This window comes from Enterobacter sp. MGH 16 (assembly GCF_000493175.1).
Lineage (GTDB): Bacteria > Pseudomonadota > Gammaproteobacteria > Enterobacterales > Enterobacteriaceae > Enterobacter > Enterobacter roggenkampii.
In genome coordinates, this window is sequence record NZ_KI535695.1 from 2732733 (window position 1) to 2758005 (window position 25273).

Genomic DNA, 25273 nt, shown 5'->3' on the forward strand with positions numbered 1-25273 from the left:
TGTTACCCACTTTGGACGGGACTGGTGGTATCATTGTCCGCTTATGTTGTTTGCATAGTACAGACAACCCTTCAATGAACAGAGAAGAAACGCACTGTGATGTTGTCAAAATTTAAGCGTAATAAACATCAACAACACCTTGCTCAACTACCGAAGATTTCTCAGTCAGTTGATGATGTAGAGTTCTTTTACGCTCCCGCTCATTTTCGGGAGACGCTTCTGGAAAAGATAGCCAGCGCCACGCGACGCATTTGCATTGTGGCACTGTATCTTGAACAGGATGAAGGCGGGCGCGCGATCCTGAACGCGCTCTATGAAGCCAAACGTCAGCGTCCGGAACTGGATGTTCGCGTGCTGGTAGACTGGCATCGCGCCCAGCGTGGCCGTATTGGCGCTGCCGCATCAAACACCAATGCTGACTGGTATTGCCGCACGGCGCAGGAAAATCCTGGCGTTGACGTGCCTGTTTATGGCGTCCCGGTGAATACCCGTGAAGCGCTCGGCGTTCTTCATTTCAAGGGGTTCATCATTGATGACAGCGTGCTTTACAGCGGTGCCAGCCTTAATGATGTCTACCTTCATCAGCTCGATAAATATCGCTATGACCGCTACCATCTGATCCGTAATCCGCAGATGGCCGATATCATGTTCAACTGGGTTGATAAAAATCTGGTTCATGGCCGTGGTGTTAATCGTCTTGACGATCCCGAGCGCCCTAAAAGCCCGGAGATCAAAAACGATGTTCGCGCCTTCCGCCAGGAGCTGCGCGATGCGGTCTATCATTTCCAGGGCGATGCGAACAACGAAGAGTTATCCGTTACCCCGCTGGTAGGGCTCGGCAAATCAAGCCTGCTGAACAAAACGATCTTCCATCTGATGCCGTGTGCGGAGCAGAAACTGACTATCTGCACGCCATACTTCAATCTTCCTGCCGTGCTGGTGCGTAATATCATTCAGCTGCTGCGCGAGGGTAAAAAAGTGGAAATCATCGTGGGTGATAAAACGGCAAATGACTTCTTCATTCCCGAAGATCAGCCGTTCAAAATCATTGGTGCGCTGCCTTATCTCTATGAGATTAACCTGCGTCGTTTCCTGAGCCGCTTACAGTATTACGTCAACACTGACCAGCTGGTTGTGCGTCTCTGGAAAGATGAAGACAATAGTTACCATCTCAAAGGCATGTGGGTCGACGATGAGTGGATGCTGCTGACAGGTAACAACCTGAACCCGCGCGCATGGCGACTGGATCTGGAAAACGCTATCCTGATTCATGACCCGCAGCATGAGTTAGCCGCCCAACGTGAACGCGAGCTGGAGCTGATTCGCACCCATACGACCGTCGTGAATCACTACCGCGAACTGCAGAGCATTGCCGATTATCCGGTAAAAGTTCGCAAGCTTATTCGCCGCTTACGTCGTATCCGTATCGACCGACTTATCAGCCGTATTCTGTAATATCCAGGCCCTGTCACCCGCAGGGCTTTTTTATGGAGCCCGTTGATGCGTATTCCTCTGGTACTGAGTGTGCTCTTCCTGAGTGGCTGTAGCCATATGGCTAACGATAGCTGGTCCGGACAGGACAAAGCACAGCATTTCCTCGCTTCCGCGATGTTGTCCGCAGCCGGTAATGAATATGCCCAGCACCAGGGATACAGCCGGGATCGTAGCGCGGCGATCGGGTTAATGTTCTCAGTAGGTCTTGGGGCATCAAAAGAACTGTGGGATAGCCGCCCCGCAGGGAGCGGCTGGAGCTGGAAAGATTTCGCCTGGGATGTCGCCGGCGCAACGACCGGCTATGCCGTATGGCAGATGGCGCGCTATTAAAGTCGAATGCCTTTCCCTTTGCGATGCAGCATCAGGGAGACAACAAACGCCAGTGCCCCCATTCCCGTTACGTACCAGAAGAATGTCGTTTCGCTTCCCCATGATTTAAGCGACAGCGCGACGTACTCCGCCGATCCGCCAAACACCGCGTTGGCTACCGCATAAGAGAGCCCTACCCCTAACGCACGGACCTGCGCCGGGAACATCTCGGCTTTCAATATTCCACTGATGGAGGTATAGAAACTGACAATCACCATCGCCACCATCACCAGCGCAAAGGCGGCATACGGTGAAGAGACATGCTGAAGCGCTGTCAGAATGGGAACGGTACATAATGCCGATAATCCGCCAAAAATGAGCATTGAGGTACGTCGGCCAATTTTGTCCGAGAGCGCTCCGACGATCGGCTGTATGAGCATAAAGACAAACAGCGCCGCGGTCATGACCACACTGGCGACGTTTGCGTGCATGCCGGTGGTATTCACCAGGTACTTTTGCATATAGGTGGTGAAAGTATAAAAACTGAGAGAGCCGCCCGCAGTGAAGCCCAGCACCATCAGGAAAGCTTTGCGGTTACGCCATAACCCTTTGAATGTTCCCGCCTCCTTCAGCATCCGGACCTCTTTCTGAGAGGTTTCATCTAACTGACGGCGTAGCCAAAGTGCGACAATCGCCAGTACTGCCCCCATTGCGAAAGGAATTCGCCATCCCCAGGCATGTAGTTGTTCGTCCGTCAAAATCTGCTGCAGGATCACCACCACAAGAATGGCCAGCAGTTGACCGCCAATCAGCGTGACGTACTGGAATGAGGCGTAAAAACCTTTACGGCCTTCCAGTGCAATTTCGCTCATGTAGGTCGCACTTGTACCGTATTCACCGCCCACCGATAATCCCTGAAATAAGCGGGCCAGCAAAAGCAGCGCCGGTGCCCAGGTGCCAATCGATTCATATCCCGGTAAGCAGGCGATCACCAGCGAGCCAAAGCACATCATACACACCGAGATCAGCATCGAGGCCTTACGCCCTCGACGATCCGCAATACGGCCGAACAGCCAGCCCCCGATGGGTCGCATTAAAAATCCTGCGGCAAAAACCCCAGCCGTTTGTAGCAGCTGTGTAGTGGTGTTGCCGGATGGGAAGAAAATATGTGCGAAGTAGAGTGAACAGAATGAGTAGACGTAAAAGTCGAACCATTCAACCAGATTCCCTGAAGAGGCGCTGACGATTGCCCATACCCTTCTTCGGGTATCACTGTGAGCCAGCGTCCCGTGTGATGTCATGCTTTCTGTCATTGTGATTATGCTCCTGCCATAAACTGCGGCGTATTGAGCCAGAAGGCTCAATAACCTCGTAAATGAAATGTTATAATTTTGTTATAAATAACATTGCGACAGGGATCACACATTCCATTAGCAGGATAAGGGATTAAGAGAAAGGCCAGGATGGAGATAAAAGCAAAAAACCCCGCACCTTTCGGTACGGGGTTTTTCTTGTTTGATGCCTGGCAGTTCCCTACTCTCACATGGGGAGACCCCACACTACCATCGGCGCTACGGCGTTTCACTTCTGAGTTCGGCATGGGGTCAGGTGGGACCACCGCGCTAAAGCCGCCAGGCAAATTCTGTTAATCTGTATCAGGCTGAAAATCTGTCTCTTCGCCAAAACACCTTCGGCGTTGTAAGGTTAAGCCTCACGGTTCATTAGTATCGGTTAGCTCAACGCATCGCTGCGCTTACACACCCGACCTATCAACGTCGTCGTCTTCAACGTTCCTTCAGGAGACTTAAAGTCTCAGGGAGAACTCATCTCGGGGCAAGTTTCGTGCTTAGATGCTTTCAGCACTTATCTTTTCCGCATTTAGCTACCGGGCAGTGCCATTGGCATGACAACCCGAACACCAGTGATGCGTCCACTCCGGTCCTCTCGTACTAGGAGCAGCCCCCCTCAATTCTCCAGCGCCCACGGCAGATAGGGACCGAACTGTCTCACGACGTTCTAAACCCAGCTCGCGTACCACTTTAAATGGCGAACAGCCATACCCTTGGGACCTACTTCAGCCCCAGGATGTGATGAGCCGACATCGAGGTGCCAAACACCGCCGTCGATATGAACTCTTGGGCGGTATCAGCCTGTTATCCCCGGAGTACCTTTTATCCGTTGAGCGATGGCCCTTCCATTCAGAACCACCGGATCACTATGACCTGCTTTCGCACCTGCTCGAGCCGTCACTCTCGCAGTCAAGCTAGCTTATGCCATTGCACTAACCTCCTGATGTCCGACCAGGATTAGCTAACCTTCGTGCTCCTCCGTTACTCTTTGGGAGGAGACCGCCCCAGTCAAACTACCCACCAGACACTGTCCGCAACCCGGATTACGGGTCTACGTTAGAACACCAGCCATTAAAGGGTGGTATTTCAAGGACGGCTCCATGCAGACTGGCGTCCACACTTCAAAGCCTCCCACCTATCCTACACATCAAGGACCAGTGTTCAGTGTCAAGCTATAGTAAAGGTTCACGGGGTCTTTCCGTCTTGCCGCGGGTACACTGCATCTTCACAGCGAGTTCAATTTCACTGAGTCTCGGGTGGAGACAGCCTGGCCATCATTACGCCATTCGTGCAGGTCGGAACTTACCCGACAAGGAATTTCGCTACCTTAGGACCGTTATAGTTACGGCCGCCGTTTACCGGGGCTTCGATCAAGAGCTTCGCGTTGCCGCTAACCCCATCAATTAACCTTCCGGCACCGGGCAGGCGTCACACCGTATACGTCCACTTTCGTGTTTGCACAGTGCTGTGTTTTTAATAAACAGTTGCAGCCAGCTGGTATCTTCGACTGATTTCAGCTCCACCCGCAGGGGCTTCACCTACATATCAGCGTGCCTTCTCCCGAAGTTACGGCACCATTTTGCCTAGTTCCTTCACCCGAGTTCTCTCAAGCGCCTTGGTATTCTCTACCTGACCACCTGTGTCGGTTTGGGGTACGATTTGATGTTACCTGATGCTTAGAGGCTTTTCCTGGAAGCAGGGCATTTGTTACTTCAGCACCGTAGTGCCTCGTCATCACACCTCAGCGTTAAAAGGTACCGGATTTACCTGGAACCTCCGCCTACATGCTTAAACCGGGACAACCGTCGCCCGGCTAACATAGCCTTCTCCGTCCCCCCTTCGCAGTAACACCAAGTACAGGAATATTAACCTGTTTCCCATCGACTACGCCTTTCGGCCTCGCCTTAGGGGTCGACTCACCCTGCCCCGATTAACGTTGGACAGGAACCCTTGGTCTTCCGGCGAGCGGGCTTTTCACCCGCTTTATCGTTACTTATGTCAGCATTCGCACTTCTGATACCTCCAGCAACCCTCACAGGCCACCTTCAACGGCTTACAGAACGCTCCCCTACCCAACAACGCATAAGCGTCGCTGCCGCAGCTTCGGTGCATGGTTTAGCCCCGTTACATCTTCCGCGCAGGCCGACTCGACCAGTGAGCTATTACGCTTTCTTTAAATGATGGCTGCTTCTAAGCCAACATCCTGGCTGTCTGTGCCTTCCCACATCGTTTCCCACTTAACCATGACTTTGGGACCTTAGCTGGCGGTCTGGGTTGTTTCCCTCTTCACGACGGACGTTAGCACCCGCCGTGTGTCTCCCGTGATAACATTCTTCGGTATTCGTAGTTTGCATCGGGTTGGTAAGCCGGGATGGCCCCCTAGCCGAAACAGTGCTCTACCCCCGAAGATGAGTTCACGAGGCGCTACCTAAATAGCTTTCGGGGAGAACCAGCTATCTCCCGGTTTGATTGGCCTTTCACCCCCAGCCACAAGTCATCCGCTAATTTTTCAACATTAGTCGGTTCGGTCCTCCAGTTAGTGTTACCCAACCTTCAACCTGCCCATGGCTAGATCACCGGGTTTCGGGTCTATACCCTGCAACTTAACGCCCAGTTAAGACTCGGTTTCCCTTCGGCTCCCCTATACGGTTAACCTTGCTACAGAATATAAGTCGCTGACCCATTATACAAAAGGTACGCAGTCACACCACGAAGGTGCTCCCACTGCTTGTACGTACACGGTTTCAGGTTCTATTTCACTCCCCTCGCCGGGGTTCTTTTCGCCTTTCCCTCACGGTACTGGTTCACTATCGGTCAGTCAGGAGTATTTAGCCTTGGAGGATGGTCCCCCCATATTCAGACAGGATACCACGTGTCCCGCCCTACTCTTCGAGTTCACAACCTGTGTGCTTTCGTGTACGGGACTGTCACCCTGTACCGTGCGACTTTCCAGACGCTTCCACTAACACACAAGCTGATTCAGACTCTGGGCTGCTCCCCGTTCGCTCGCCGCTACTGGGGGAATCTCGGTTGATTTCTTTTCCTCGGGGTACTTAGATGTTTCAGTTCCCCCGGTTCGCCTCGTTAACCTATGTATTCAGTTAACGATAGTGTGTCGGAACACACTGGGTTTCCCCATTCGGACATCGCCGGGTCAAAGGTTCATATCACCTCGCCGGCGCTTTTCGCAGATTAGCACGTCCTTCATCGCCTCTGACTGCCAGGGCATCCACCGTGTACGCTTAGTCGCTTAACCTCACAACCCGAAGATGTTTCACTTCTGATTGCGAAAATTTGAGAGACTCGAACACACCATTAAGATGTGTCGTTTCAATTTTCAGCTTGATCCAGATTTTTAAAGAGCAAATATCTCAAACATGACTCGCAAGTCAGTTTTGAGATATGACGGCAGGTGACTTTCACTCACGAACCAGCAAGTGGCGTCCCCTAGGGGATTCGAACCCCTGTTACCGCCGTGAAAGGGCGGTGTCCTGGGCCTCTAGACGAAGGGGACACTGAAGTCTCAATCGCAAGACGCCTTGCTATTTACTTTTCATCAGACAATCTGTGTGAGCACTGCAAAGGCAGGTTCTTTAAGGTAAGGAGGTGATCCAACCGCAGGTTCCCCTACGGTTACCTTGTTACGACTTCACCCCAGTCATGAATCACAAAGTGGTAAGCGCCCTCCCGAAGGTTAAGCTACCTACTTCTTTTGCAACCCACTCCCATGGTGTGACGGGCGGTGTGTACAAGGCCCGGGAACGTATTCACCGTAGCATTCTGATCTACGATTACTAGCGATTCCGACTTCATGGAGTCGAGTTGCAGACTCCAATCCGGACTACGACGCACTTTATGAGGTCCGCTTGCTCTCGCGAGGTCGCTTCTCTTTGTATGCGCCATTGTAGCACGTGTGTAGCCCTACTCGTAAGGGCCATGATGACTTGACGTCATCCCCACCTTCCTCCAGTTTATCACTGGCAGTCTCCTTTGAGTTCCCGGCCTAACCGCTGGCAACAAAGGATAAGGGTTGCGCTCGTTGCGGGACTTAACCCAACATTTCACAACACGAGCTGACGACAGCCATGCAGCACCTGTCTCAGAGTTCCCGAAGGCACCAATCCATCTCTGGAAAGTTCTCTGGATGTCAAGAGTAGGTAAGGTTCTTCGCGTTGCATCGAATTAAACCACATGCTCCACCGCTTGTGCGGGCCCCCGTCAATTCATTTGAGTTTTAACCTTGCGGCCGTACTCCCCAGGCGGTCGACTTAACGCGTTAGCTCCGGAAGCCACGCCTCAAGGGCACAACCTCCAAGTCGACATCGTTTACGGCGTGGACTACCAGGGTATCTAATCCTGTTTGCTCCCCACGCTTTCGCACCTGAGCGTCAGTCTTTGTCCAGGGGGCCGCCTTCGCCACCGGTATTCCTCCAGATCTCTACGCATTTCACCGCTACACCTGGAATTCTACCCCCCTCTACAAGACTCTAGCCTGCCAGTTTCGAATGCAGTTCCCAGGTTGAGCCCGGGGATTTCACATCCGACTTGACAGACCGCCTGCGTGCGCTTTACGCCCAGTAATTCCGATTAACGCTTGCACCCTCCGTATTACCGCGGCTGCTGGCACGGAGTTAGCCGGTGCTTCTTCTGCGGGTAACGTCAATCGCTGAGGTTATTAACCTCAACGCCTTCCTCCCCGCTGAAAGTACTTTACAACCCGAAGGCCTTCTTCATACACGCGGCATGGCTGCATCAGGCTTGCGCCCATTGTGCAATATTCCCCACTGCTGCCTCCCGTAGGAGTCTGGACCGTGTCTCAGTTCCAGTGTGGCTGGTCATCCTCTCAGACCAGCTAGGGATCGTCGCCTAGGTGAGCCGTTACCCCACCTACTAGCTAATCCCATCTGGGCACATCTGATGGCAAGAGGCCCGAAGGTCCCCCTCTTTGGTCTTGCGACGTTATGCGGTATTAGCTACCGTTTCCAGTAGTTATCCCCCTCCATCAGGCAGTTTCCCAGACATTACTCACCCGTCCGCCGCTCGCCGGCAAAGTAGCAAGCTACTTTCCGCTGCCGCTCGACTTGCATGTGTTAGGCCTGCCGCCAGCGTTCAATCTGAGCCATGATCAAACTCTTCAATTTAAGTTTGATGCTCGTGAATTAAACTTCGTAATGAATTACGCATGTTCACTCAGAGACTTGGTATTCATTTTTCGTCTTGCGACGTTAAGAATCCATGTCACTTTGAGTGCCCACACAGATTGTCTGATAAATTGTTAAAGAGCAGTGCCGCTTCGTTTTCGCTGCGGCGCGGGGTGTGCATATTACGCTTTCCCGCTTCAGAGTCAAGCGTTTATTTTCACTATTCTCTGCTGACCCGGCGGCGTGTGTGCCGTTGTTCCGTGTCAGTGGAGGCGCATTATAGGGAGTAATTCCGAACCTGCAAGGATAAAGTGAAAATTATTTACTGACTGCTCACTTTCCAGGCAAACCTCACTCCAGACCTCAATTTTCGCCTGGTTTTTAAACAAAAACGAGCCGCAAGCGGCTCGTTTTTGCGTTTTGTGACTTACTGCACTGCCACAATGCGATCGTCGTTGGCTTCCAGACGGATAATTTTACCAGGAACCAGTTCCCCGGAGAGGATCTGCTGCGCCAGCGGGTTTTCGATCTGCTGCTGGATAGCACGTTTCAATGGACGCGCACCGTACACCGGATCGTAACCATTCTTACTCAGCAGTTTCAGCGCATCGTCGGAGATGTGAATTTCGTATCCACGCTCTTCCAGACGTTTGTACAGACGCTGCAGCTGAATCTGCGCAATCGACGCGATGTGTTTCTCACCCAGAGGATGGAATACCACCACTTCATCAATACGGTTGATGAACTCCGGACGGAAGTTATGGCTCACCACACCCAGCACCAGCTCCTTCATGTGACTGTAGTCCAGTTCACCGAAACGTTCCTGAATCAAATCGGAACCCAGGTTCGACGTCATAATGACAACCGTATTACGGAAGTCGACCGTTCTCCCCTGCCCGTCGGTCAGACGACCATCGTCCAGCACCTGAAGCAGGATGTTGAACACATCCGGATGCGCTTTTTCCACCTCATCCAGCAGGATGACGGAATAAGGACGACGACGCACCGCTTCTGTCAGGTACCCACCTTCTTCATAACCCACATATCCAGGAGGCGCCCCGACCAGACGCGAGACGGAGTGTTTCTCCATAAACTCGGACATGTCGATACGCACCATCGCATCGTCGCTGTCGAACATAAAGTTAGCCAGCGCTTTACACAGCTCGGTTTTACCGACACCCGTCGGCCCCAGGAACAGGAATGAACCAATCGGACGGTTCGGATCGGACAGCCCTGCACGGCTACGACGAATAGCATTCGATACCGCTTCAACCGCTTCATTTTGACCAATCACACGATTGTGGAGATCGTTCTCCATGCGCAGCAGTTTTTCACGCTCGCCTTCCAGCATGCGCGCCACCGGAATACCGGTCCAGCGCGCCAGGACTTCCGCAATCTCGGCATCCGTCACTTTATTACGCAACAGACGCATCGTTTTACCTTCTGACTGCGTCGCTATCTCAAGCTGTTTTTCCAGCTCAGGAATTTTGCCGTACTGCAGCTCTGACATTCGCGCCAGGTCGCCCACGCGTCGCGCCTGCTCAATGGCAATTTTTGCCTGTTCGAGTTCAGCTTTGATGGTCTGCGTACCGGAAAGGGAGGCTTTCTCGGCTTTCCACTCTTCTTCCAGCTCAGAATACTGGCGCTCTTTATCGTCCAGTTCTTCATTGAGCATATCGAGACGTTTCTTACTGGCTTCATCAGACTCTTTCTTCAGCGCCTGCTGTTCCAGCTTGAGCTGAATGATGCGTCGGTCGAGTCGGTCCAGCTCTTCCGGCTTCGAGTCAATCTGCATACGAATGCTCGACGCCGCTTCATCAATCAGGTCGATGGCTTTATCCGGCAGCTGACGGTCAGCAATATAACGATGCGAAAGCGTCGCCGCCGCAACGATGGCCGGGTCAGTGATCTGCACATGGTGGTGCAGTTCATAGCGCTCTTTCAGACCACGCAGGATCGCGATGGTATCTTCAACGCTTGGCTCGGCAACAAACACTTTCTGGAAACGACGTTCCAGCGCAGCATCTTTCTCAATGTACTGACGGTACTCATCCAGTGTAGTGGCACCGACGCAGTGAAGTTCACCGCGCGCCAGCGCAGGTTTCAGCATGTTCCCGGCATCCATTGCGCCGTCTGCCTTACCGGCACCGACCATGGTGTGCAGCTCGTCGATAAACAGGATAACGTTGCCTTCCTGCTTCGCCAGATCGTTAAGCACGCCTTTCAGACGCTCTTCGAACTCGCCGCGGTATTTCGCACCGGCCACCAGCGCGCCCATGTCCAGCGCCAGTACGCGGCGGCCCTTCAGGCCTTCCGGCACTTCACCGTTCACAATACGCTGCGCCAGCCCTTCAACGATGGCGGTTTTACCGACACCCGGTTCACCTATCAGTACCGGGTTGTTCTTGGTACGACGTTGCAGTACCTGAATGGTACGGCGGATTTCTTCATCACGGCCGATCACCGGGTCAAGTTTGCCCTGTTCAGCACGCTCGGTCAGATCGACCGTAAATTTCTTCAAAGCCTGACGTTGGTCTTCGGCTCCCTGATCGTTCACGCTTTCACCTCCGCGCATGTTCTCAATCGCCTGAGTCACATTGGCGGTGGTCGCACCGGCGGATTTCAGCAGGTCGGTCAAGGTACCGCGTGATTCAAGCGCCGCCAGAACAAACAGCTCTGACGAAATAAAATTGTCCCCACGTTTTTGCGCCAGCTTGTCGCAAAGGTTCAGGACGCGCACCAGATCCTGCGACGGCTGAACGTCGCCGCCGGTCCCTTCGACCTGCGGTAAACGGCTCAGCGCCTGATCGATAGCGGTGCGTAACTGGCCAGCATTAATGCCAGCGGACGTTAATAACGGACGTACCGATCCCCCTTCCTGATTCAGCAAGGCGCTCATTAGATGAAGAGGTTCGATAAATTGGTTGTCGTGCCCCAGTGCGAGGGACTGGGCATCGGCGAGAGCAAGCTGGAATTTATTAGTAAGACGATCCAGACGCATAACTCCTCCCATAACAGGTCAAATTTGCTACTGGAGATTAAATGAGGTCATCCCTCAATTATTCAAGGTTAATGACCTGAATTATGTGAAAAGAAAACGGCACGTGCCGGATCGTCTTGATTCTTTAGGTTATATCAGCCAAATGAAACTTGCCATACGGCCCGTCGTCTTGTCGCGACGATAAGAGAAAAAATCACCCTTTTCGGTGAAGGTGCAGCGATCGCCGCCGAAGATCTGCGTCACGCCGACGCGGTTCAGGCGCTGGCGGGCGAGCTGGTAAATATCGGCCAGATATTTATCCCCCGAAGGCAGGAAGGCGTCCACCGCTTGCGGATCTTTTTCCATAAAGGCTTCGCGAACTTCCGGCCCCACTTCAAAAGCGCGAGGGCCAATGGCCGGGCCAAGCCAGGCCATAATATTGGCGGGCTCATCCTTAAAGCAGGCGACGGTTTCTTCCAGCACGCCTTCACACAGTCCACGCCAGCCCGCGTGCGCTGCAGCCACCTCGGTGCCTGCACGGTTGCAGAACAGCACTGGCAGACAATCGGCGGTCATTACGGCACAAACGGTTCCCGGCGTATTGCTGTAAGAGGCATCAGCGCGTTTGGAAGCATAGGGCTCTCCCGTCAACTTCAGCACCGCCTTGCCATGAACCTGTTCCAGCCAGACCGGTTTCGACGGCAGGTTCCCCGCTGCAAACAGACGCCTGCGGTTCTCTTCCACGTGTTCCAGGTTATCGCCACAGTGTGCGCCGAGGTTCAACGACGCCCACGCGCCCTGGCTCACACCGCCAGTGCGGGTTGAACTGCAGGCAGCCACGCCGGCAGGCAATGGCCACTCCGGGACAATCAGTTTGGTCATAACCAGTCCACTTGATCCTTATGTTCTTCGAAATCAGCACGCATGGCGTCAATAAGGTCCACCATATCCTGCGGGATAGGCGCATGCCACTCCATCTGAATACCGGTGATAGGGTGATAAAGACGCAGCATGGTCGCGTGCAGCGCCTGACGATCGAATTTACGCAATACGCTGATGAACTCATCCGACGCGCCTTTAGGCGGACGCGGACGACCACCGTAGACCTGATCCCCCACCAGCGGATGGGTAATGTGGGCCATATGCACGCGGATCTGGTGAGTACGTCCGGTCTCCAGACGCAGACGCAGGCGCGTATGAATACGGAAGTGCTCCATAATGCGGTAATGCGTCACCGCCGGTTTACCCATCGGATGCACCGACATATGGGTACGCTTGGTCGGGTGACGGCTAATGGGCTCTTCCACCGTCCCGCCAGAAGTCATATGTCCAATGGCTACCGCTTCATATTCACGGGTGATTTCGCGCAGCTGCAGCGACTCCACCAGACGGGTCTGAGCAGGAACGGTCTTCGCCACCACCATCAGACCGGTAGTGTCTTTATCCAGACGGTGCACGATGCCCGCGCGCGGAACATCCGCGATCGGCGGATAGTAATGGAGAAGTGCGTTAAGTACCGTACCGTCAGGGTTTCCCGCGCCCGGATGAACAACCAGGTCGCGCGGCTTGTTGATCACCAGAATGTCATCATCTTCATAGACGATGTCCAGTGGGATATCCTGCGGCTCGAAGCGGATTTCCTCTTCGATTTCAGCATTGATGGCGACAGCTTCCCCACCTAACACTTTCTCTTTTGGTTTGTCCCAGATCTTGCCGTTTACCATCACGCGCTGGTCAAGGATCCATTCTTTTATGCGTGAACGCGAATAATCAGGGAACAATTCGGCCAAAGCCTGATCTAAGCGTTGACCGAGCTGATTTTCGGAGACTGTTGCGGTGAGTTCTACTCGTTGTGCCATAAACTGCTTCTTCGTTTAACGTTGGGTTTTACGGCTTTGCCGTTTAATATAGTGTGCTATTGTAGCTGGTCTTAATCGGGAGCAGGAACAGAGTTTCTCCCGGACAAACATTTGAGGAAAGTCAAAACGTCATGACGCGCATGAAATATCTGGTGGCAGCGGCCACGTTGAGCCTGGCTTTGGTGGGCTGCTCCGGTTCAAATGAACAGGTCCCTGACAATCCGCCGAATGAAATCTATGCGACTGCACAACAAAAGTTGCAGGACGGTAACTGGAAACAGGCGATAACGCAACTGGAAGCGTTGGATAATCGCTATCCATTTGGTCCGTATTCGCAGCAGGTACAGTTAGATCTCATCTACGCATACTATAAAAATGCCGATCTGCCGCTGGCTCAGGCAACCATCGATCGTTTCATGCGTCTGAACCCGACTCATCCTAACATCGACTATGTGATGTACATGCGCGGGCTCACCAACATGGCGCTGGATGACAGTGCGCTGCAGGGCTTCTTCGGTGTGGATCGTTCCGACCGTGACCCGCAGCATGCGCGTGACGCCTTCAATGACTTCTCTAAACTGGTGCGCGGCTATCCAAACAGCCAGTACGTGACCGACGCCACCAAGCGTCTGGTGTTCCTGAAAGATCGTCTGGCGAAATATGAATACTCCGTGGCGGACTACTATACCCGCCGTGGCGCATGGGTTGCCGTGGTTAACCGCGTAGAAGGTATGCTGCGTGATTACCCGGATACTCAGGCTACGCGCGACGGCCTGAAGCTGATGGAAAATGCTTACCGTCAGATGCAGATGACCGCTCAGGCTGAAAAAGTGGCGAAAATCATCGCCGCGAACAGCAGCAACACCTGATTTTGCCTCAATGCAAAACGGCAGCCCGAAGGCTGCCGTTTTTTTATTCGTTTCTGAGCGTCGCTGAAGCGCGTTAGCCTCAACACATCCAGTCAACTATGGCCTCAATTTTTGCCTTCTACAAGGTAAATCTCACCTCTTCCTGCCCTGCCTCACAAAAAAGATTCCCTGACAAAAACCAACAAAATAACGTGATCTAAATCACACATTTTGACATTAGGTCGGGTATGCTGGAATCACCAAGACGGAAAGACAAGAGGTAAAATTTATGACAATGAACATTACCAGTAAACAAATGGAAATTACTCCGGCAATTCGCCAGCACGTCGCAGACCGTCTCGCCAAACTGGATAAATGGCAAACACATTTGATTAATCCACATATCATCCTGTCCAAGGAGCCGCAGGGTTTCATCGCTGACGCAACTATCAATACTCCAAACGGCCATCTGGTCGCCAGCGCAAAACATGAGGATATGTACACCGCAATTAACGATTTGATCAACAAGCTGGAACGGCAGCTCAATAAAGTGCAACACAAAGGTGAAGCCCGTCGCGCCACAACGTCGGTGAAAGACGCCAGCTTCGCGGAAGAAGTTGAAGAAGAGTAATCCTTTAAATTGAGTGTACCGCCAACGCGCCTTCGGGCGCGTTTTTTGTTTTTTATTGACAGGGTGAAAACAGTACGGGTACTTTAACGGTATCACTCACAGGATGACTTTATGAAACTCAAGCCGTTCTTCTTCGCATTCTTTTTTACCTTCCCCTGAACGGGAGGCGTTTCGTCGTGTGATAAAGAATGCGAAGACGAACAACAAGGCCTCCCACACCGGGGGGCCTTTTTTATTGATAACGATAAGATGAGACAGGCAACACTATGACACCGGAAAACCCGTTACTGGATCTGCGCGTAAAAATCAGCGCGCTGGATGAGAAACTGCTGGCGCTGCTGGCCGAACGCCGCGCCCTTGCCGTTGAAGTGGGTAAAGCCAAGCTGGACTCCCATCGTCCGGTCCGTGATATCGACCGCGAGCGGGATCTGCTGGAACGTCTCATTCAGCTCGGCAAAGCGCATCATCTCGATGCCCACTACATCACCCGGCTGTTCCAGCTCATCATCGAAGACTCCGTTCTGACCCAGCAAGCGCTACTCCAGCAGCATCTCAATAAAACCAATCCGCACTCTGCGCGTATCGCTTTCCTCGGGCCAAAGGGCTCCTATTCTCACCTGGCCGCACGTCAGTATGCCGCTCGCCATTTCGAAGAATTTATTGAAAGCGGCTGCGCGAAGTTTGCCGACATTTTTAACCAGGTCGAGACCGGCCAGGCGGATTACGCCGTGGTGCCGATTGAAAACACCAGCTCCGGCGCCATCAACGACGTCTACGATTTGCTGCAGCACACCAGCCTGTCGCTGGTCGGCGAGCTGACGATCCCTATCGATCACTGCGTGCTGGTCTCCGGTTCAACGGACCTGAACACGATCGAAACGGTCTACAGCCACCCGCAGCCGTTCCAGCAGTGCAGCCAGTTCCTGAACCGCTATCCGAACTGGAAAATTGAGTACACCGAAAGCACCTCGGCGGCGATGGAAAAAGTCGCCCAGGCGAACTCCCCCAACGTTGCGGCGCTGGGCAGCGAAGCGGGCGGCGCGCTGTATGGTTTACAGGTGCTGGAACGCAACCTGGCGAACCAGACGCAAAATATTACCCGCTTCGTGGTGCTGGCCCGCAAGGCAATCAATGTGTCTGACCAGGTACCGGCCAAGACCACGCTGCTGATGGCCACCGGCCAACAGGCCGGTGCGCTGGTTGAAGCTCTGCTGGTACTGCGTAATCACAACCTGATCATGACCCGGCTGGAATCGCGCCCAATCCATGGTAACCCGTGGGAAGAGATGTTCTACCTCGATATCCAGGCCAACCTGGAGTCTGCTTCCATGCAGAAAGCCCTGCGCGAGCTGGGCGAGATCACGCGTTCCATGAAGGTGCTGGGCTGCTACCCGAGCGAAAACGTCGTCCCGGTCGATCCGATCTAACGTTCGATAAAACGGCTTTTCTTCATCCCTGCCACGCTCACCGGCAGGGTGAAGATGGCGCCGGAGAGCGGATATTTCGCCACCTCCTCCGCCTCCATATTCTCCCGCGTGGTGGTAATAAACAGCGTTTTCATATCATCGCCGCCAAAGCAAACCATCGTCGGGCAACGTACCGGCATGCGGTACTCTTCCAGCTGCTCCCCTTGCGGTGAAAAACGCGCGATGCGCCAGCCGTCAAACAGCGCGCTCCAGTAGCAGCCTTCCACATCCATCGCCGCGCCGTCCGGTATCCCCTCGCCCTCTTTAAACTGACGAAACACTTCTCGCTTACCCGGTTCGCCCTGCTCATCAAGCGACGTACGATAGATCACACCGTTTGGCGTATCTGAGGTAAACATCCACTGCTTGTCCGGGCTAAACGCCAGGCCGTTATGCCCGTGGATATCGCACTGGATCACCTTCGGCGTCAGGTCGTTGTCGATGCGCATCAGCAGGGCGCCGTTGTAATCTCCCGGCCCCCAGAACGTGCCCGCATAGAACCGGCCCAGATGGTCGGTGCCTCCATCGTTAAAGCGCGCCAGCTGCGGGTTAGAGGGGTTATCACACACCTTGCGGCGCAGCAGGCCGTGTTTATCGGTCAGCCAGATACCCGTTCGCATCGCAACGATAAAACCACCCTGCTCACGCAGCGCGAAACACCCCACCTCCTCGTGGAAAGAGAGTACGGTGTGTTCCGCCGTCGGCAGATGGTAGCGGTGGATCTCGCCTTCCAGAATATCGGCCCAGTAGAGCGCCTGCTCTTCGGCGCTCCACGTCGGGCATTCAGGCAAATGCCCGGTATAATTCAACAGCAGCTGCGGTTCAGCCATGACAGTTCCCCAAAATGAAAAAGCCAGCATTGCTGGCTTTCAGTATATACATCATCGCATTACTGGCGACTGTCATTTGCCTGGCGCAACAACGTCCGGCTCTCATTCTGGAAACGCTGCGCATAATCGCCAAACCAGTGCTCGACCTTGCGGAAGCTGTCGATAAACGCCTGCTTGTCTCCGTGCTCAAGCAGCGTAATGGCTTCTCCAAAGCGCTGATAGTAGCGCTTGATCAGTGCCAGGTTGTTTTCGGAGGACATAATAATGTCCGCGTACAGCTGCGGATCCTGCGCGAACAGACGCCCAACCATCGCCAGCTCCAGACGATAGATAGGTGAAGAGAGCGCCAGCAGCTGTTCAAGCTGCACGTTCTCTTCCGCCAGATGCAGGCCGTAGGCAAACGTCGCAAAGTGGCGCAGCGCCTGAATGAACGCCATGTTCTGGTCGTGCTCAACCGCGCTGATGCGGTGCAGTCGCGCGCCCCATACCTGAATCTGTTCCAGGAACCACTGATAGGCTTCCGGCTGACGACCGTCGCAGTAAACCACCACCTGCTTAGCCAGGCTGCCGCTGTCCGGACCAAACATCGGGTGCAAACCCAGCACCGGCCCGGTATGCGCAGCCAGCATTGCCTGCAGCGGACCATTTTTGACGGAGGCCAGATCGACCAGGATACAGTCTTTCGGTAAAGGAGGAAGCTTCCCGACGATCTGCTCCGTCACGTGGATCGGCACGCTGACGATAACCATCCCGGCATCTTTCATGAGCTCCGGCGCCTGCGCCCAGTCCTCTTTTTCCAGAATGCGCACCTGATAGCCAGAAAGCGTCAGCATTTTTTCAAACAGACGCCCCATCTGTCCTGCCCCGCCGACAATCACCACCGGCCGCAGGGTCGGGCAAAGGGTTTTGAACCCCTTGTCGTTTTCACTGGAATAGGATTCCCGCATCACGCGACGCAGAACATCCTCAATCAAATCCGGCGAAACGCCCAGCGCCTGCGCCTCTTTGCGACGAGAGGCCAGCATTGAGGCTTCGCGCTCCGGGACGTAAATCGGCAGGCCGTATTTGCTTTTCACCTCACCGACTTCGGCAACCAGCGCCATGCGGCGCGCCAGCAGATCCAGCAGCGCCTTATCCACTTCATCAATTTGATCGCGCAGTGCGGTCAATTCAGCAACCATAACTACCCTCTTAAGCCAGACGCGTCGCCAGCTGGCCGCTTAAATCTTTATGGATCTCACGCAGCAGTGCATCGGTGGTTTCCCAGCTGATGCAGGCATCCGTCACGGAGACGCCGTGCTTCATGGCACTGCGCGGTTGTTCAGATGATTGATTGCCTTCATGAATATTGCTCTCAATCATTAGACCGATAATAGAACGGTTGCCATCTTTGATCTGGGCGACCACGGATTCCGCAACCGCAGGCTGACGACGGTAATCTTTATTCGAATTACCATGACTGCAATCTACCATCAGTGCCGGGCGCAGTCCCGCCTGCTCCATCTCTTTTTCACACTGCGCCACGTCCGCCGGACTGTAGTTCGGGGCTTTCCCGCCGCGCAGGATCACGTGCCCGTCCGGGTTACCCTGCGTTTGCAGGAGGCAGACCTGGCCCGCCTGGTTGATACCGACGAAACGGTGCGGCATGGCAGCCGCGCGCATGGCGTTGATCGCCGTCGCCAGGCTGCCATCGGTACCGTTTTTAAAACCAACCGGCATCGACAGGCCAGACGCCATCTCGCGGTGGGTTTGCGATTCCGTGGTACGCGCGCCAATCGCGGACCAGCTGAACAGATCGCCAAGGTATTGCGGGCTGTTCGGATCCAGCGCTTCGGTTGCCAGCGGCAGGCCCATGCTGACCAGCTCCACCAGCAGGCGACGCGCAATCTTCAAGCCTGCTTCCACATCAAACGAGCCATCCATGTGCGGATCGTTAATCAACCCTTTCCAGCCAACGGTAGTACGTGGCTTCTCAAAATAGACGCGCATCACCAGGTAGAGGCTATCGCTGACCTCCTCCGCTAATGCTTTAAATCGACGAGCGTACTCAATGGCGGTTTCAGGATCGTGAATAGAGCAAGGACCACACACCACCAGCAGGCGCGGATCGCGGCCGGCGATGATGTCAGAAATGGTCTGGCGCGAGTGCTCAATCTGAGCCTCCTGCGCGACGCTCAGCGGAAATTCTGCTTTCAGCTGATCCGGAGTAATTAAAACCTGTTCGTCAGTGATATGTACGTTGTTCAGCGCGTCTTTTTGCATGATGGCGATCCTGTAAAGCTCGTTTGCGATAGTTGTTTTCCTCAATGAGGTGAAACCACGATACCATAAAAAGTAAACATTTCAATCCAAAATACGTACACATTACTTTACAGTAGCCAATTTATTGCAAAAATCAGCCGTCAAAAACGTAAAGTTTAAATTACAGACATACTTTCTTAAGCCAGGCTATGCTGAAGTAAAAAGGAGAATGGCTATGCGTTCAATTGCTCTCACGCTGTTGTCGCTGTTTTTAACGGGCTGCCAGATCAATCCTTATACCTTCCAGCCCGACTGGACCAGTCCATCCTGGTTTGATGCCGGTAAAGAAGACGCCATGAATGGCCTGCCGGTTAAAGATAACCAGACCCTGGCCGATAGTTTTAACGACACCCACGTTGATCGTAGTGAATATCTTCGCGGCTATGCCGATGGTCAGAAGAGAGTCTGCGAAGAAGGGTTTATTCACGCCTGGGGATTAGCGGGCAAATCTTTCCCTGCCAGTTGCGATACTGCTGAAAACGCGGCAAAACTGCGTGCGTCATGGCAAAAAGGGATGGATGAAAGTATGCGCTCCAGCAGACTCAATTAAGTCTGTTTTTAATCACCGGAAAATAAACAACAGTAGGATTTAGCTTAGGTTGACCTGAGGCTATTTCTGACATAATGACGGCTCTGATAAACAATGGTATTCTGCCCGCAACTCTTAAGGACATCTATTTCCGGAGCGATGTGGCGGATTCTGGTGAGAAATTTATTCTTGATCTCTTTTTTCCGACTCACTCTGGTGTTAATGCTGTTCATTATGGTGGGCCCAGCGACGGCAGGCACGCTCACGGAAACGGATAAATCGGTACGCTCGATAGTCTCAGGCATTGTGAGCTATACGCGATGGCCGTCACTATCCGGGCAACCTAAACTCTGCATCTATGCCACTTCTCACTATACGCACGCGCTTAGCGGCGACGAAGGGCACAACGAGTTACCCTATACTCCCGCTATTGTACATAACGATCGGGAAGCCCTGGCCGCGACGTGCGATGCGATTTATTTCGGGTCTGAATCACCGGCAAAACAACTTGAATTAATAAGCCAATATCAGGGCAGAGCATTGCTATTAATCTCAGAGCAAAATCCGGAATGTGTAATTGGCAGTGCCTTTTGCCTGATGATCGATCGTGGCCAGGTCCGGTTCTCCGTCAACCTGGATGCATTGACGCGCAGTGGCGTAAGAGTCAATCCGGATGTATTAATGCTGGCACGGAATAAGCAGCATGGATAAAGATTTCACTTCAACGCCACGACCGACGTTTAAAAGAACGTTGAGGCGAAACAGCATGATAAGCGTCATTATCACGATGACGTTAATATGGCTGTTGCTCTGTTTTGCTTCCGTTGTGACGTTAAAACAATACGCGCAAAAGAACCTTGAATTAACCGGGGCCACGATGAGCCACAGCCTGGAAGCCTCGCTGGTTTTCAACGACTCGCTGGCGGCCAACGAAACGCTTGCCGCCCTGGGCAAACAGGGGCAGTTTGCCGCAGCGGAGGTGATTAATGCGCATAAAAAGCGGTTCGCCTACTGGTCCTGGAACCCGGAGGATAACAACGACACGCTGGGCGCGCTGGTCAGCCGCTGGCTTTTCCCCGTACCGGTTGCGCAGCCCATCATGCATAACGGCTTAACGATCGGCGAAATCCGCCTTACCGCACGCGACAGTTTGATCAGCCATTTCATCTGGACGTCGTTTGCCGTACTGACCGGCTGCATTCTCTTTGCCGCCGTGGTCGCGCTCGTCATTACCCAGTCTTTGCATCGTGGAATGGTCACGGCGCTGCAGAACATTACCGACGTCGTGCATGACGTGCGCACGAACCGAAATTTCTCCCGCCGGGTGAAAGACGGCCGTATCGAAGAATTTCACCAGTTTGGCGAAGACTTCAATAGTCTTCTGGATGAAATGGAAGAGTGGCAGCTGAAGCTTCAGGCGAAAAATGCCCAGCTGTTGCGGACCGCCATGCACGACCCGCTTACCGGTCTTGCCAACCGCGCGGCGTTTCGTAACAGCATTGCGGCATTAATGAATGACCCTTCAGCCAGAACAAACTCGGCCCTGCTCTTCCTCGACGGTGATAATTTTAAGTTTATTAACGACACCTGGGGACACGCGGCAGGAGACTGCGTGCTGATCGAAGTCGCCAGCAGAATGATGGAGTTTGGCGACAAACGTCATCAGTCCTACCGCCTTGGCGGTGACGAATTTGCCATGGTGCTGTACGGCGTGCACTCTGAGCTTGAGGTTCAACATATTTGTGCTGCACTTTCGCAGCAGTTTATTCGTCCGTTTGATCTTCATAACGGACAAAAAGCATCGATGTCACTCAGCATTGGCTTTGCTCTGGCGTGGGAAAATACTTCCGTGGAAGCATTACTGGAGAGGGCTGACCGCAACATGTACCAGGTTAAAAACCAGCGTACGAAAACAATAAGTTAGAAAGGATACACTATGTTAAAACGTTACTTCGCGCCCTTAGTACTGGCCTCACTGGTTCTGGCAGGCTGCCAGTCGCCGCCGGAAGGCAAATTCACTCCTGAGCAAATTGCGGCGATGAAGTCTTACGGTTTTAACGAACTGAACGGTGACTGGTCGCTTGGGATGTCGGACACCATCCTGTTTGATAAAAATGACGCCAGGCTGCGATCGGAGAGTGAAACGCAGATCCAGTCCATGGCCTCTCGCCTGGCGGAAACCGGCCTGACCCACGCGCGAATGGACGGTCACACGGATAACTACGGGGAAGAGAGCTACAACGAAGCGCTCTCGTTAAAACGCGCCAACGCCGTGGCCGATGCCTGGGCGAAGGGGGCAAACATCCCGCGCAGCAATCTCACCACGCGGGGATTAGGTCAAAAATACCCGGTTGCGAGCAACAGTACCTCACAAGGGCGCGCTGAAAACCGCCGCGTCGCAGTGGTAATCAGCACGCCATAAGGCTATTTAGCGGAGGATTCGGCGAGCGTCACCCTGGTTGCCGCTCGCCAGCGCAGCCAGTCCACCAGAACAAACAGCGCCAGACTCACGCCCATGACCGGCAGGGCCAGCCCCAACAGTACGCTGATTAACACCGTAACGCCTCTTCCCCACACTGACAAGGCAAGCCAGCTCTGGCAAAGCGTCTGTACCGGACTCACAGCCGATTGCGCCGGACGACGCATCCACCACATCCGGTATCCCCAGATAATGAGCACGCAAAGGGCGAGGCCGAACGCAACCAGCAGCAGCTGATTTGCGAGGCCGAATAAGATCCCCATATGGAAATCCACGCCCCAGCGGGTCAGTTTTGCCATTAGCGGAAAATCCTCGAATCGGGTCCTGTCCAGTACCTGCATCGTATGAGGATCAACCGCCACGGCGTCCACCTGAGTTGGCCAGCTGCGATCGATTTCCGTCACGGTCCAGGCGCGATCCATCGTTTTCGCCGGGCGGATCTCCAGCTTGCTGGCATCAATACCCGCGTTACGCGCCGCGCTTAACACGCCGTCAAACTGCGTCAAATCCATCGCCATATCGGGCATCACCATTCCACCGTGATGACCGCGGTGTTCGGCATGTTCATCCCCGACCTCATGTTGGCCGGATAGCGTCGTGTTCACCTGCGGGGTGAGCCAGTTCATCTCTGCCCGCAGCTTATCCACGTTCCCGCCAGCCCACTGGGACCAGGTCAGGCCGGTTGCGGAGAACAGCAGCATACCACCCAGCAGGCTCCAGCCCAGCGTCACGTGCACCCGACGCCGGTTCTGGAAGCGATTGTTGACCCGCCGTTTGGGCCGGGTATAACACCACAGGGCAATACCGCCCAGCGCGGCGACCCACATCCACGAGGCCGCAAGCTCGCTGTAAAGGCGCCCAATGTCGCCCAGCATCAGGGACGTATGCAGGTAATCAATGGTCTGGCGCAAGGGTAAAATCCCGCTGGTGCCGTATACCGTCAGATCTCCCAGCACCGTCAGGCTTACCGGATCGATAAAGATAGCCCGGTTCTCCGATGGCCCAAGTTTCGGGTCAGCGAACATCACGCGGGTGGTTTCGCCCTCAACCAGGCCCGGACGAACGGCGTGCAAACGTAAATCTGATCCAACGGTTTTTTCCGCCAGGGCGATTTGTTCCGCCAGAGGCAGTGGCTCGCCTATAGAATCCGTGTGGAGCGCGTGCCGGTAGAGTGCGTTTTCCAGCTGTGGGGTCGCCACATACAGCGTCCCGGTTAGCGCGGCGAAGAAGATAAACGGGCCGACAAACAGCCCAACGTAGAAATGAAGGCGACGCAGCAGGTTTCCCCATGCCGCGCGCGAGGTGCAGGTAGTCATACTTTTCCTTTTTAAGGCAAAAAGTTATCGATATTTTTAAAGGGAAAAAGCAGACTGCCGCGGCGGCGCGCGGGTATCAGGGTAAAGCCAGGGGAAGAAGTGCCAGTGCTTGACCGCCTGACGCGGCGGCTTAACGCGAAGCCTCTGCAGCACCACGCTGAGCAGGACGATGAGCGCCAGCATCACGCCAGGGACATGCGCTAACAGCACGCAGTAGCCGCACGCTTCCGCATGGTCGACGGGCATCGTGTGTGGCATATCGCCGTGATGCTCGTCCATCGACATCATGCTCATCTCATGATGCATGCCCGGCATGGCGCTCATGGGATCTTTCTGCAATGAGACGGAGATAAGGGGTGCTACCACGATCAGCAGGATCGCGAACAGCGCGGTTAATGCCGCTGCGCGTTTCCAACTATGCTGATGCAGTATGTTATCCACTTCCCCTCCATTCAAGAGGCAAGCATTGTAAATGATTTATGACGAAAGGGTTAACGCGAGAGGTGCGATGGGATAAAAAAGGGCCAGCCTTTCGGCCAGCCCTTTCTAACAGGATGTCGCTTAAGCGAATCTTAGTTCAGACGCTCTTTAATACGAGCAGACTTACCAGTACGCTCACGCAGGTAGTACAGTTTAGCTTTACGTACAGCACCACGACGTTTAACAGCAATGCTGTCAACTACCGGAGAGTGAGTCTGGAAGACACGCTCAACGCCTTCGCCGTTGGAAATTTTACGAACAGTGAATGCAGAGTGCAGACCGCGGTTACGAATAGCGATAACCACGCCCTCGAATGCCTGCAGACGTTTTTTGGAACCTTCAACAACCCATACTTTCACTTCCACGGTGTCACCTGGACGGAAGGAAGGTACGTCCTGCTTCATCTGCTCTTGTTCAAGTTGCTTAATAATGTTGCTCATAATTTAATCTCTTATCCTGGGTAAACTGATATTCGGGAGCGTATTACGCATTCCCATCATGTTCATGCTGCTGTTGCGCGTGTTCAGTTTTGAACTCGGCCAGCAACTTTGCTTGCTCTTCAGTCAGAGCCAGGTTTTCCAGAAGTTCAGGTCTTCTAAGCCAGGTTCGGCCCAGCGACTGCTTCAAACGCCAGCGACGTATCTCGGCATGGTTTCCTGACAGTAACACTGCCGGGACTTCCATCCCTTCTAACACTTCAGGACGGGTATAGTGTGGACAGTCCAGCAACCCATCGGCAAAGGAATCTTCCGTTGCCGAAGCTTCATGGCCCAGTACTCCCGGAATGAACCGGGCGACGGAGTCAATCAGCGTCATTGCGGGTAACTCACCACCGCTGAGAACGTAATCGCCGATAGACCATTCTTCGTCAATCTCGGTTTGAATTACGCGCTCATCTATCCCTTCGTAGCGACCACAGACCAGAATCAGCTTTTGATTCGTCGCCAGTTCGCTGACGCCCGCTTGATCAAGCTTGCGTCCCTGAGGTGACAGATAAATCACCTTTGCGCCTTCACCTGCCGCGGCTTTTGCTGTGTGAATGGCGTCCCGTAAGGGTTGCACCATCATTAGCATCCCCGGTCCGCCGCCGTAAGGACGATCGTCCACGGTACGGTGCCGGTCATGAGTAAAGTCACGCGGACTCCAGCTCTGGATGCTCAGCAGGCCATTCTTTACTGCCCGGCCAGTTACCCCGTAATCGGTAATCGCGCGGAACATTTCAGGAAACAGGCTAATTATGCCAATCCACATAGCGCCGTCT

21 protein-coding genes, 1 tRNA gene, 3 rRNA genes and 1 other annotated feature are annotated in these 25273 nt (G+C 53.8%); of the genes, 10 read left to right on the forward strand and 15 right to left on the reverse strand.

The genetic code is table 11. The features are described from left to right. Positions 1-99: 99 nt before the first annotated feature. Together pssA and L362_RS10100 are read left to right on the forward strand one after the other, a co-directional pair. On the forward strand, positions 100-1455 hold the full coding sequence (gene pssA, locus L362_RS10105; RefSeq protein ID WP_023294337.1) for a CDP-diacylglycerol--serine O-phosphatidyltransferase: 1356 nt from the start codon (positions 100-102) through the stop codon (positions 1453-1455). Positions 1456-1500: 45 nt separating this feature from the next. Beyond that, the gene (locus tag L362_RS10100) at positions 1501-1824 is read left to right on the forward strand and encodes a YfiM family lipoprotein (protein ID WP_008502197.1); all 324 of its coding nucleotides are present in this window, start codon (positions 1501-1503) and stop codon (positions 1822-1824) included. Here L362_RS10100 and L362_RS10095 read toward each other — a convergent pair. The 8 genes from L362_RS10095 to rluD all read right to left on the reverse strand — a co-directional run bounded on the left by L362_RS10095 (position 1821) and on the right by rluD (position 13132). Next, positions 1821-3116, reverse strand: a complete 1296-nt coding sequence (locus L362_RS10095; RefSeq protein WP_023344706.1) for an MFS transporter — start codon at positions 3114-3116, stop codon at positions 1821-1823. The genes L362_RS10100 and L362_RS10095 overlap by 4 nt on opposite strands. Positions 3117-3323: 207 nt before the next feature. Further along, positions 3324-3439: ribosomal RNA gene (gene rrf / locus L362_RS10090) — 5S ribosomal RNA — on the reverse strand. A 64-nt stretch (positions 3440-3503) separates the two neighbouring features. Further along, positions 3504-6408 (reverse strand): 23S ribosomal RNA (locus tag L362_RS10085). A 182-nt stretch (positions 6409-6590) separates the two neighbouring features. Continuing rightward, positions 6591-6666, reverse strand: a tRNA-Glu gene (locus L362_RS10080). A gap of 85 nt (positions 6667-6751) precedes the next feature. Continuing rightward, positions 6752-8293: ribosomal RNA gene (locus L362_RS10075) — 16S ribosomal RNA — on the reverse strand. The 16S, 23S and 5S rRNA genes sit together here with 1 tRNA gene alongside, the layout of an rRNA operon. Before the next feature lie 427 nt (positions 8294-8720). Continuing rightward, on the reverse strand, positions 8721-11294 hold the full coding sequence (gene clpB / locus L362_RS10070; RefSeq protein ID WP_023344707.1) for an ATP-dependent chaperone ClpB: 2574 nt from the start codon (positions 11292-11294) through the stop codon (positions 8721-8723). A 129-nt stretch (positions 11295-11423) separates the two neighbouring features. Then, entirely contained in the window at positions 11424-12155 is a 732-nt protein-coding gene (yfiH, locus tag L362_RS10065) for a purine nucleoside phosphorylase YfiH (protein WP_023344708.1), read from the reverse strand. After that, positions 12152-13132: a 23S rRNA pseudouridine(1911/1915/1917) synthase RluD gene (rluD, locus tag L362_RS10060; RefSeq protein WP_008502468.1), complete on the reverse strand. Its 981-nt coding sequence runs from the start codon at positions 13130-13132 to the stop codon at positions 12152-12154. The genes yfiH and rluD overlap by 4 nt, the downstream gene beginning before the upstream one ends. A 131-nt stretch (positions 13133-13263) precedes the next feature. On the opposite strand from rluD, the gene bamD reads away from it, so the two are divergent. The 4 genes from bamD to pheA all read left to right on the forward strand — a co-directional run bounded on the left by bamD (position 13264) and on the right by pheA (position 16038). Beyond that, a complete protein-coding gene (gene bamD / locus L362_RS10055; RefSeq protein ID WP_008502469.1) occupies positions 13264-14001 on the forward strand; it encodes an outer membrane protein assembly factor BamD in 738 nt (245 codons plus the stop codon). Positions 14002-14269: 268 nt separating this feature from the next. Beyond that, on the forward strand, positions 14270-14611 hold the full coding sequence (gene raiA / locus L362_RS10050; protein WP_008502470.1) for a ribosome-associated translation inhibitor RaiA: 342 nt from the start codon (positions 14270-14272) through the stop codon (positions 14609-14611). A gap of 110 nt (positions 14612-14721) precedes the next feature. Then, positions 14722-14847 (forward strand) — a sequence feature (Phe leader region). Next, a complete protein-coding gene (gene pheL, locus L362_RS24820) occupies positions 14723-14770 on the forward strand; it encodes a pheA operon leader peptide PheL (RefSeq protein ID WP_196231168.1) in 48 nt (15 codons plus the stop codon). (Overlaps the previous feature by 48 nt.) Positions 14848-14877: 30 nt before the next feature. Beyond that, positions 14878-16038, forward strand: coding sequence for a bifunctional chorismate mutase/prephenate dehydratase (pheA, locus tag L362_RS10045; protein ID WP_023325894.1), 1161 nt, complete (start codon positions 14878-14880; stop codon positions 16036-16038). On the opposite strand, the gene L362_RS10040 is transcribed toward pheA, so the two are convergent. The 3 genes from L362_RS10040 to aroF are packed head-to-tail and all read right to left on the reverse strand — an operon-like array spanning position 16035 to position 19169. Next, the gene (locus L362_RS10040; protein WP_023344709.1) at positions 16035-16907 is read right to left on the reverse strand and encodes an SMP-30/gluconolactonase/LRE family protein; all 873 of its coding nucleotides are present in this window, start codon (positions 16905-16907) and stop codon (positions 16035-16037) included. The genes pheA and L362_RS10040 overlap by 4 nt on opposite strands. 59 nt (positions 16908-16966) lie before the next feature. Then, on the reverse strand, positions 16967-18088 hold the full coding sequence (gene tyrA / locus L362_RS10035) for a bifunctional chorismate mutase/prephenate dehydrogenase (protein ID WP_008502473.1): 1122 nt from the start codon (positions 18086-18088) through the stop codon (positions 16967-16969). 10 nt (positions 18089-18098) lie between these two features. Then, positions 18099-19169: a 3-deoxy-7-phosphoheptulonate synthase AroF gene (gene aroF, locus L362_RS10030; RefSeq protein ID WP_008502474.1), complete on the reverse strand. Its 1071-nt coding sequence runs from the start codon at positions 19167-19169 to the stop codon at positions 18099-18101. Positions 19170-19383: 214 nt separating this feature from the next. Between aroF and L362_RS10025 the strand changes: the two genes are divergently transcribed. From L362_RS10025 to L362_RS10010, 4 genes are all read left to right on the forward strand, one after another. After that, positions 19384-19758: a DUF2799 domain-containing protein gene (locus tag L362_RS10025; protein WP_008502475.1), complete on the forward strand. Its 375-nt coding sequence runs from the start codon at positions 19384-19386 to the stop codon at positions 19756-19758. A gap of 138 nt (positions 19759-19896) precedes the next feature. Next, entirely contained in the window at positions 19897-20448 is a 552-nt protein-coding gene (locus L362_RS10020) for a regulatory sequestration protein YfiR (RefSeq protein WP_021241999.1), read from the forward strand. Continuing rightward, positions 20441-21661 carry a diguanylate cyclase DgcN/YfiN gene (gene dgcN, locus L362_RS10015; RefSeq protein ID WP_021241998.1) on the forward strand — a complete coding sequence of 407 codons (1221 nt, stop codon included), beginning with the start codon at positions 20441-20443 and terminating at the stop codon, positions 21659-21661. The genes L362_RS10020 and dgcN overlap by 8 nt, the downstream gene beginning before the upstream one ends. Positions 21662-21673: 12 nt before the next feature. Continuing rightward, positions 21674-22159, forward strand: coding sequence for an OmpA family protein (locus L362_RS10010; protein ID WP_008502478.1), 486 nt, complete (start codon positions 21674-21676; stop codon positions 22157-22159). Between the two features lie 2 nt (positions 22160-22161). On the opposite strand, the gene L362_RS10005 is transcribed toward L362_RS10010, so the two are convergent. The 4 genes from L362_RS10005 to trmD form a co-directional block, all read right to left on the reverse strand. Continuing rightward, positions 22162-23532, reverse strand: coding sequence for a PepSY-associated TM helix domain-containing protein (locus L362_RS10005; RefSeq protein ID WP_023344710.1), 1371 nt, complete (start codon positions 23530-23532; stop codon positions 22162-22164). Between the two features lie 36 nt (positions 23533-23568). Further along, positions 23569-23973: a DUF2946 domain-containing protein gene (locus L362_RS10000; RefSeq protein WP_023344711.1), complete on the reverse strand. Its 405-nt coding sequence runs from the start codon at positions 23971-23973 to the stop codon at positions 23569-23571. Between the two features lie 131 nt (positions 23974-24104). Beyond that, complete coding sequence (gene rplS / locus L362_RS09995) at positions 24105-24452, reverse strand: 50S ribosomal protein L19 (RefSeq protein ID WP_002914145.1); 348 nt, start codon at positions 24450-24452, stop codon at positions 24105-24107. A 43-nt stretch (positions 24453-24495) separates the two neighbouring features. Next, positions 24496-25263, reverse strand: coding sequence for a tRNA (guanosine(37)-N1)-methyltransferase TrmD (trmD, locus tag L362_RS09990; protein ID WP_008502493.1), 768 nt, complete (start codon positions 25261-25263; stop codon positions 24496-24498). Positions 25264-25273: the final 10 nt, after the last annotated feature.

Coding starts and splice junctions, on each gene's coding strand:
- pssA (WP_023294337.1), top strand. CDS start 100: ATGTTGTCAAAATTTAAGCGTAATAAACATCAACAACACCTTGCTCAA.
- L362_RS10100 (WP_008502197.1), top strand. CDS start 1,501: ATGCGTATTCCTCTGGTACTGAGTGTGCTCTTCCTGAGTGGCTGTAGC.
- L362_RS10095 (WP_023344706.1), bottom strand. CDS start 3,116: ATGACAGAAAGCATGACATCACACGGGACGCTGGCTCACAGTGATACC.
- clpB (WP_023344707.1), bottom strand. CDS start 11,294: ATGCGTCTGGATCGTCTTACTAATAAATTCCAGCTTGCTCTCGCCGAT.
- yfiH (WP_023344708.1), bottom strand. CDS start 12,155: ATGACCAAACTGATTGTCCCGGAGTGGCCATTGCCTGCCGGCGTGGCT.
- rluD (WP_008502468.1), bottom strand. CDS start 13,132: ATGGCACAACGAGTAGAACTCACCGCAACAGTCTCCGAAAATCAGCTC.
- bamD (WP_008502469.1), top strand. CDS start 13,264: ATGACGCGCATGAAATATCTGGTGGCAGCGGCCACGTTGAGCCTGGCT.
- raiA (WP_008502470.1), top strand. CDS start 14,270: ATGACAATGAACATTACCAGTAAACAAATGGAAATTACTCCGGCAATT.
- pheA (WP_023325894.1), top strand. CDS start 14,878: ATGACACCGGAAAACCCGTTACTGGATCTGCGCGTAAAAATCAGCGCG.
- L362_RS10040 (WP_023344709.1), bottom strand. CDS start 16,907: ATGGCTGAACCGCAGCTGCTGTTGAATTATACCGGGCATTTGCCTGAA.
- tyrA (WP_008502473.1), bottom strand. CDS start 18,088: ATGGTTGCTGAATTGACCGCACTGCGCGATCAAATTGATGAAGTGGAT.
- aroF (WP_008502474.1), bottom strand. CDS start 19,169: ATGCAAAAAGACGCGCTGAACAACGTACATATCACTGACGAACAGGTT.
- L362_RS10025 (WP_008502475.1), top strand. CDS start 19,384: ATGCGTTCAATTGCTCTCACGCTGTTGTCGCTGTTTTTAACGGGCTGC.
- L362_RS10020 (WP_021241999.1), top strand. CDS start 19,897: ATGTGGCGGATTCTGGTGAGAAATTTATTCTTGATCTCTTTTTTCCGA.
- dgcN (WP_021241998.1), top strand. CDS start 20,441: ATGGATAAAGATTTCACTTCAACGCCACGACCGACGTTTAAAAGAACG.
- L362_RS10010 (WP_008502478.1), top strand. CDS start 21,674: ATGTTAAAACGTTACTTCGCGCCCTTAGTACTGGCCTCACTGGTTCTG.
- L362_RS10005 (WP_023344710.1), bottom strand. CDS start 23,532: ATGACTACCTGCACCTCGCGCGCGGCATGGGGAAACCTGCTGCGTCGC.
- rplS (WP_002914145.1), bottom strand. CDS start 24,452: ATGAGCAACATTATTAAGCAACTTGAACAAGAGCAGATGAAGCAGGAC.
- trmD (WP_008502493.1), bottom strand. CDS start 25,263: ATGTGGATTGGCATAATTAGCCTGTTTCCTGAAATGTTCCGCGCGATT.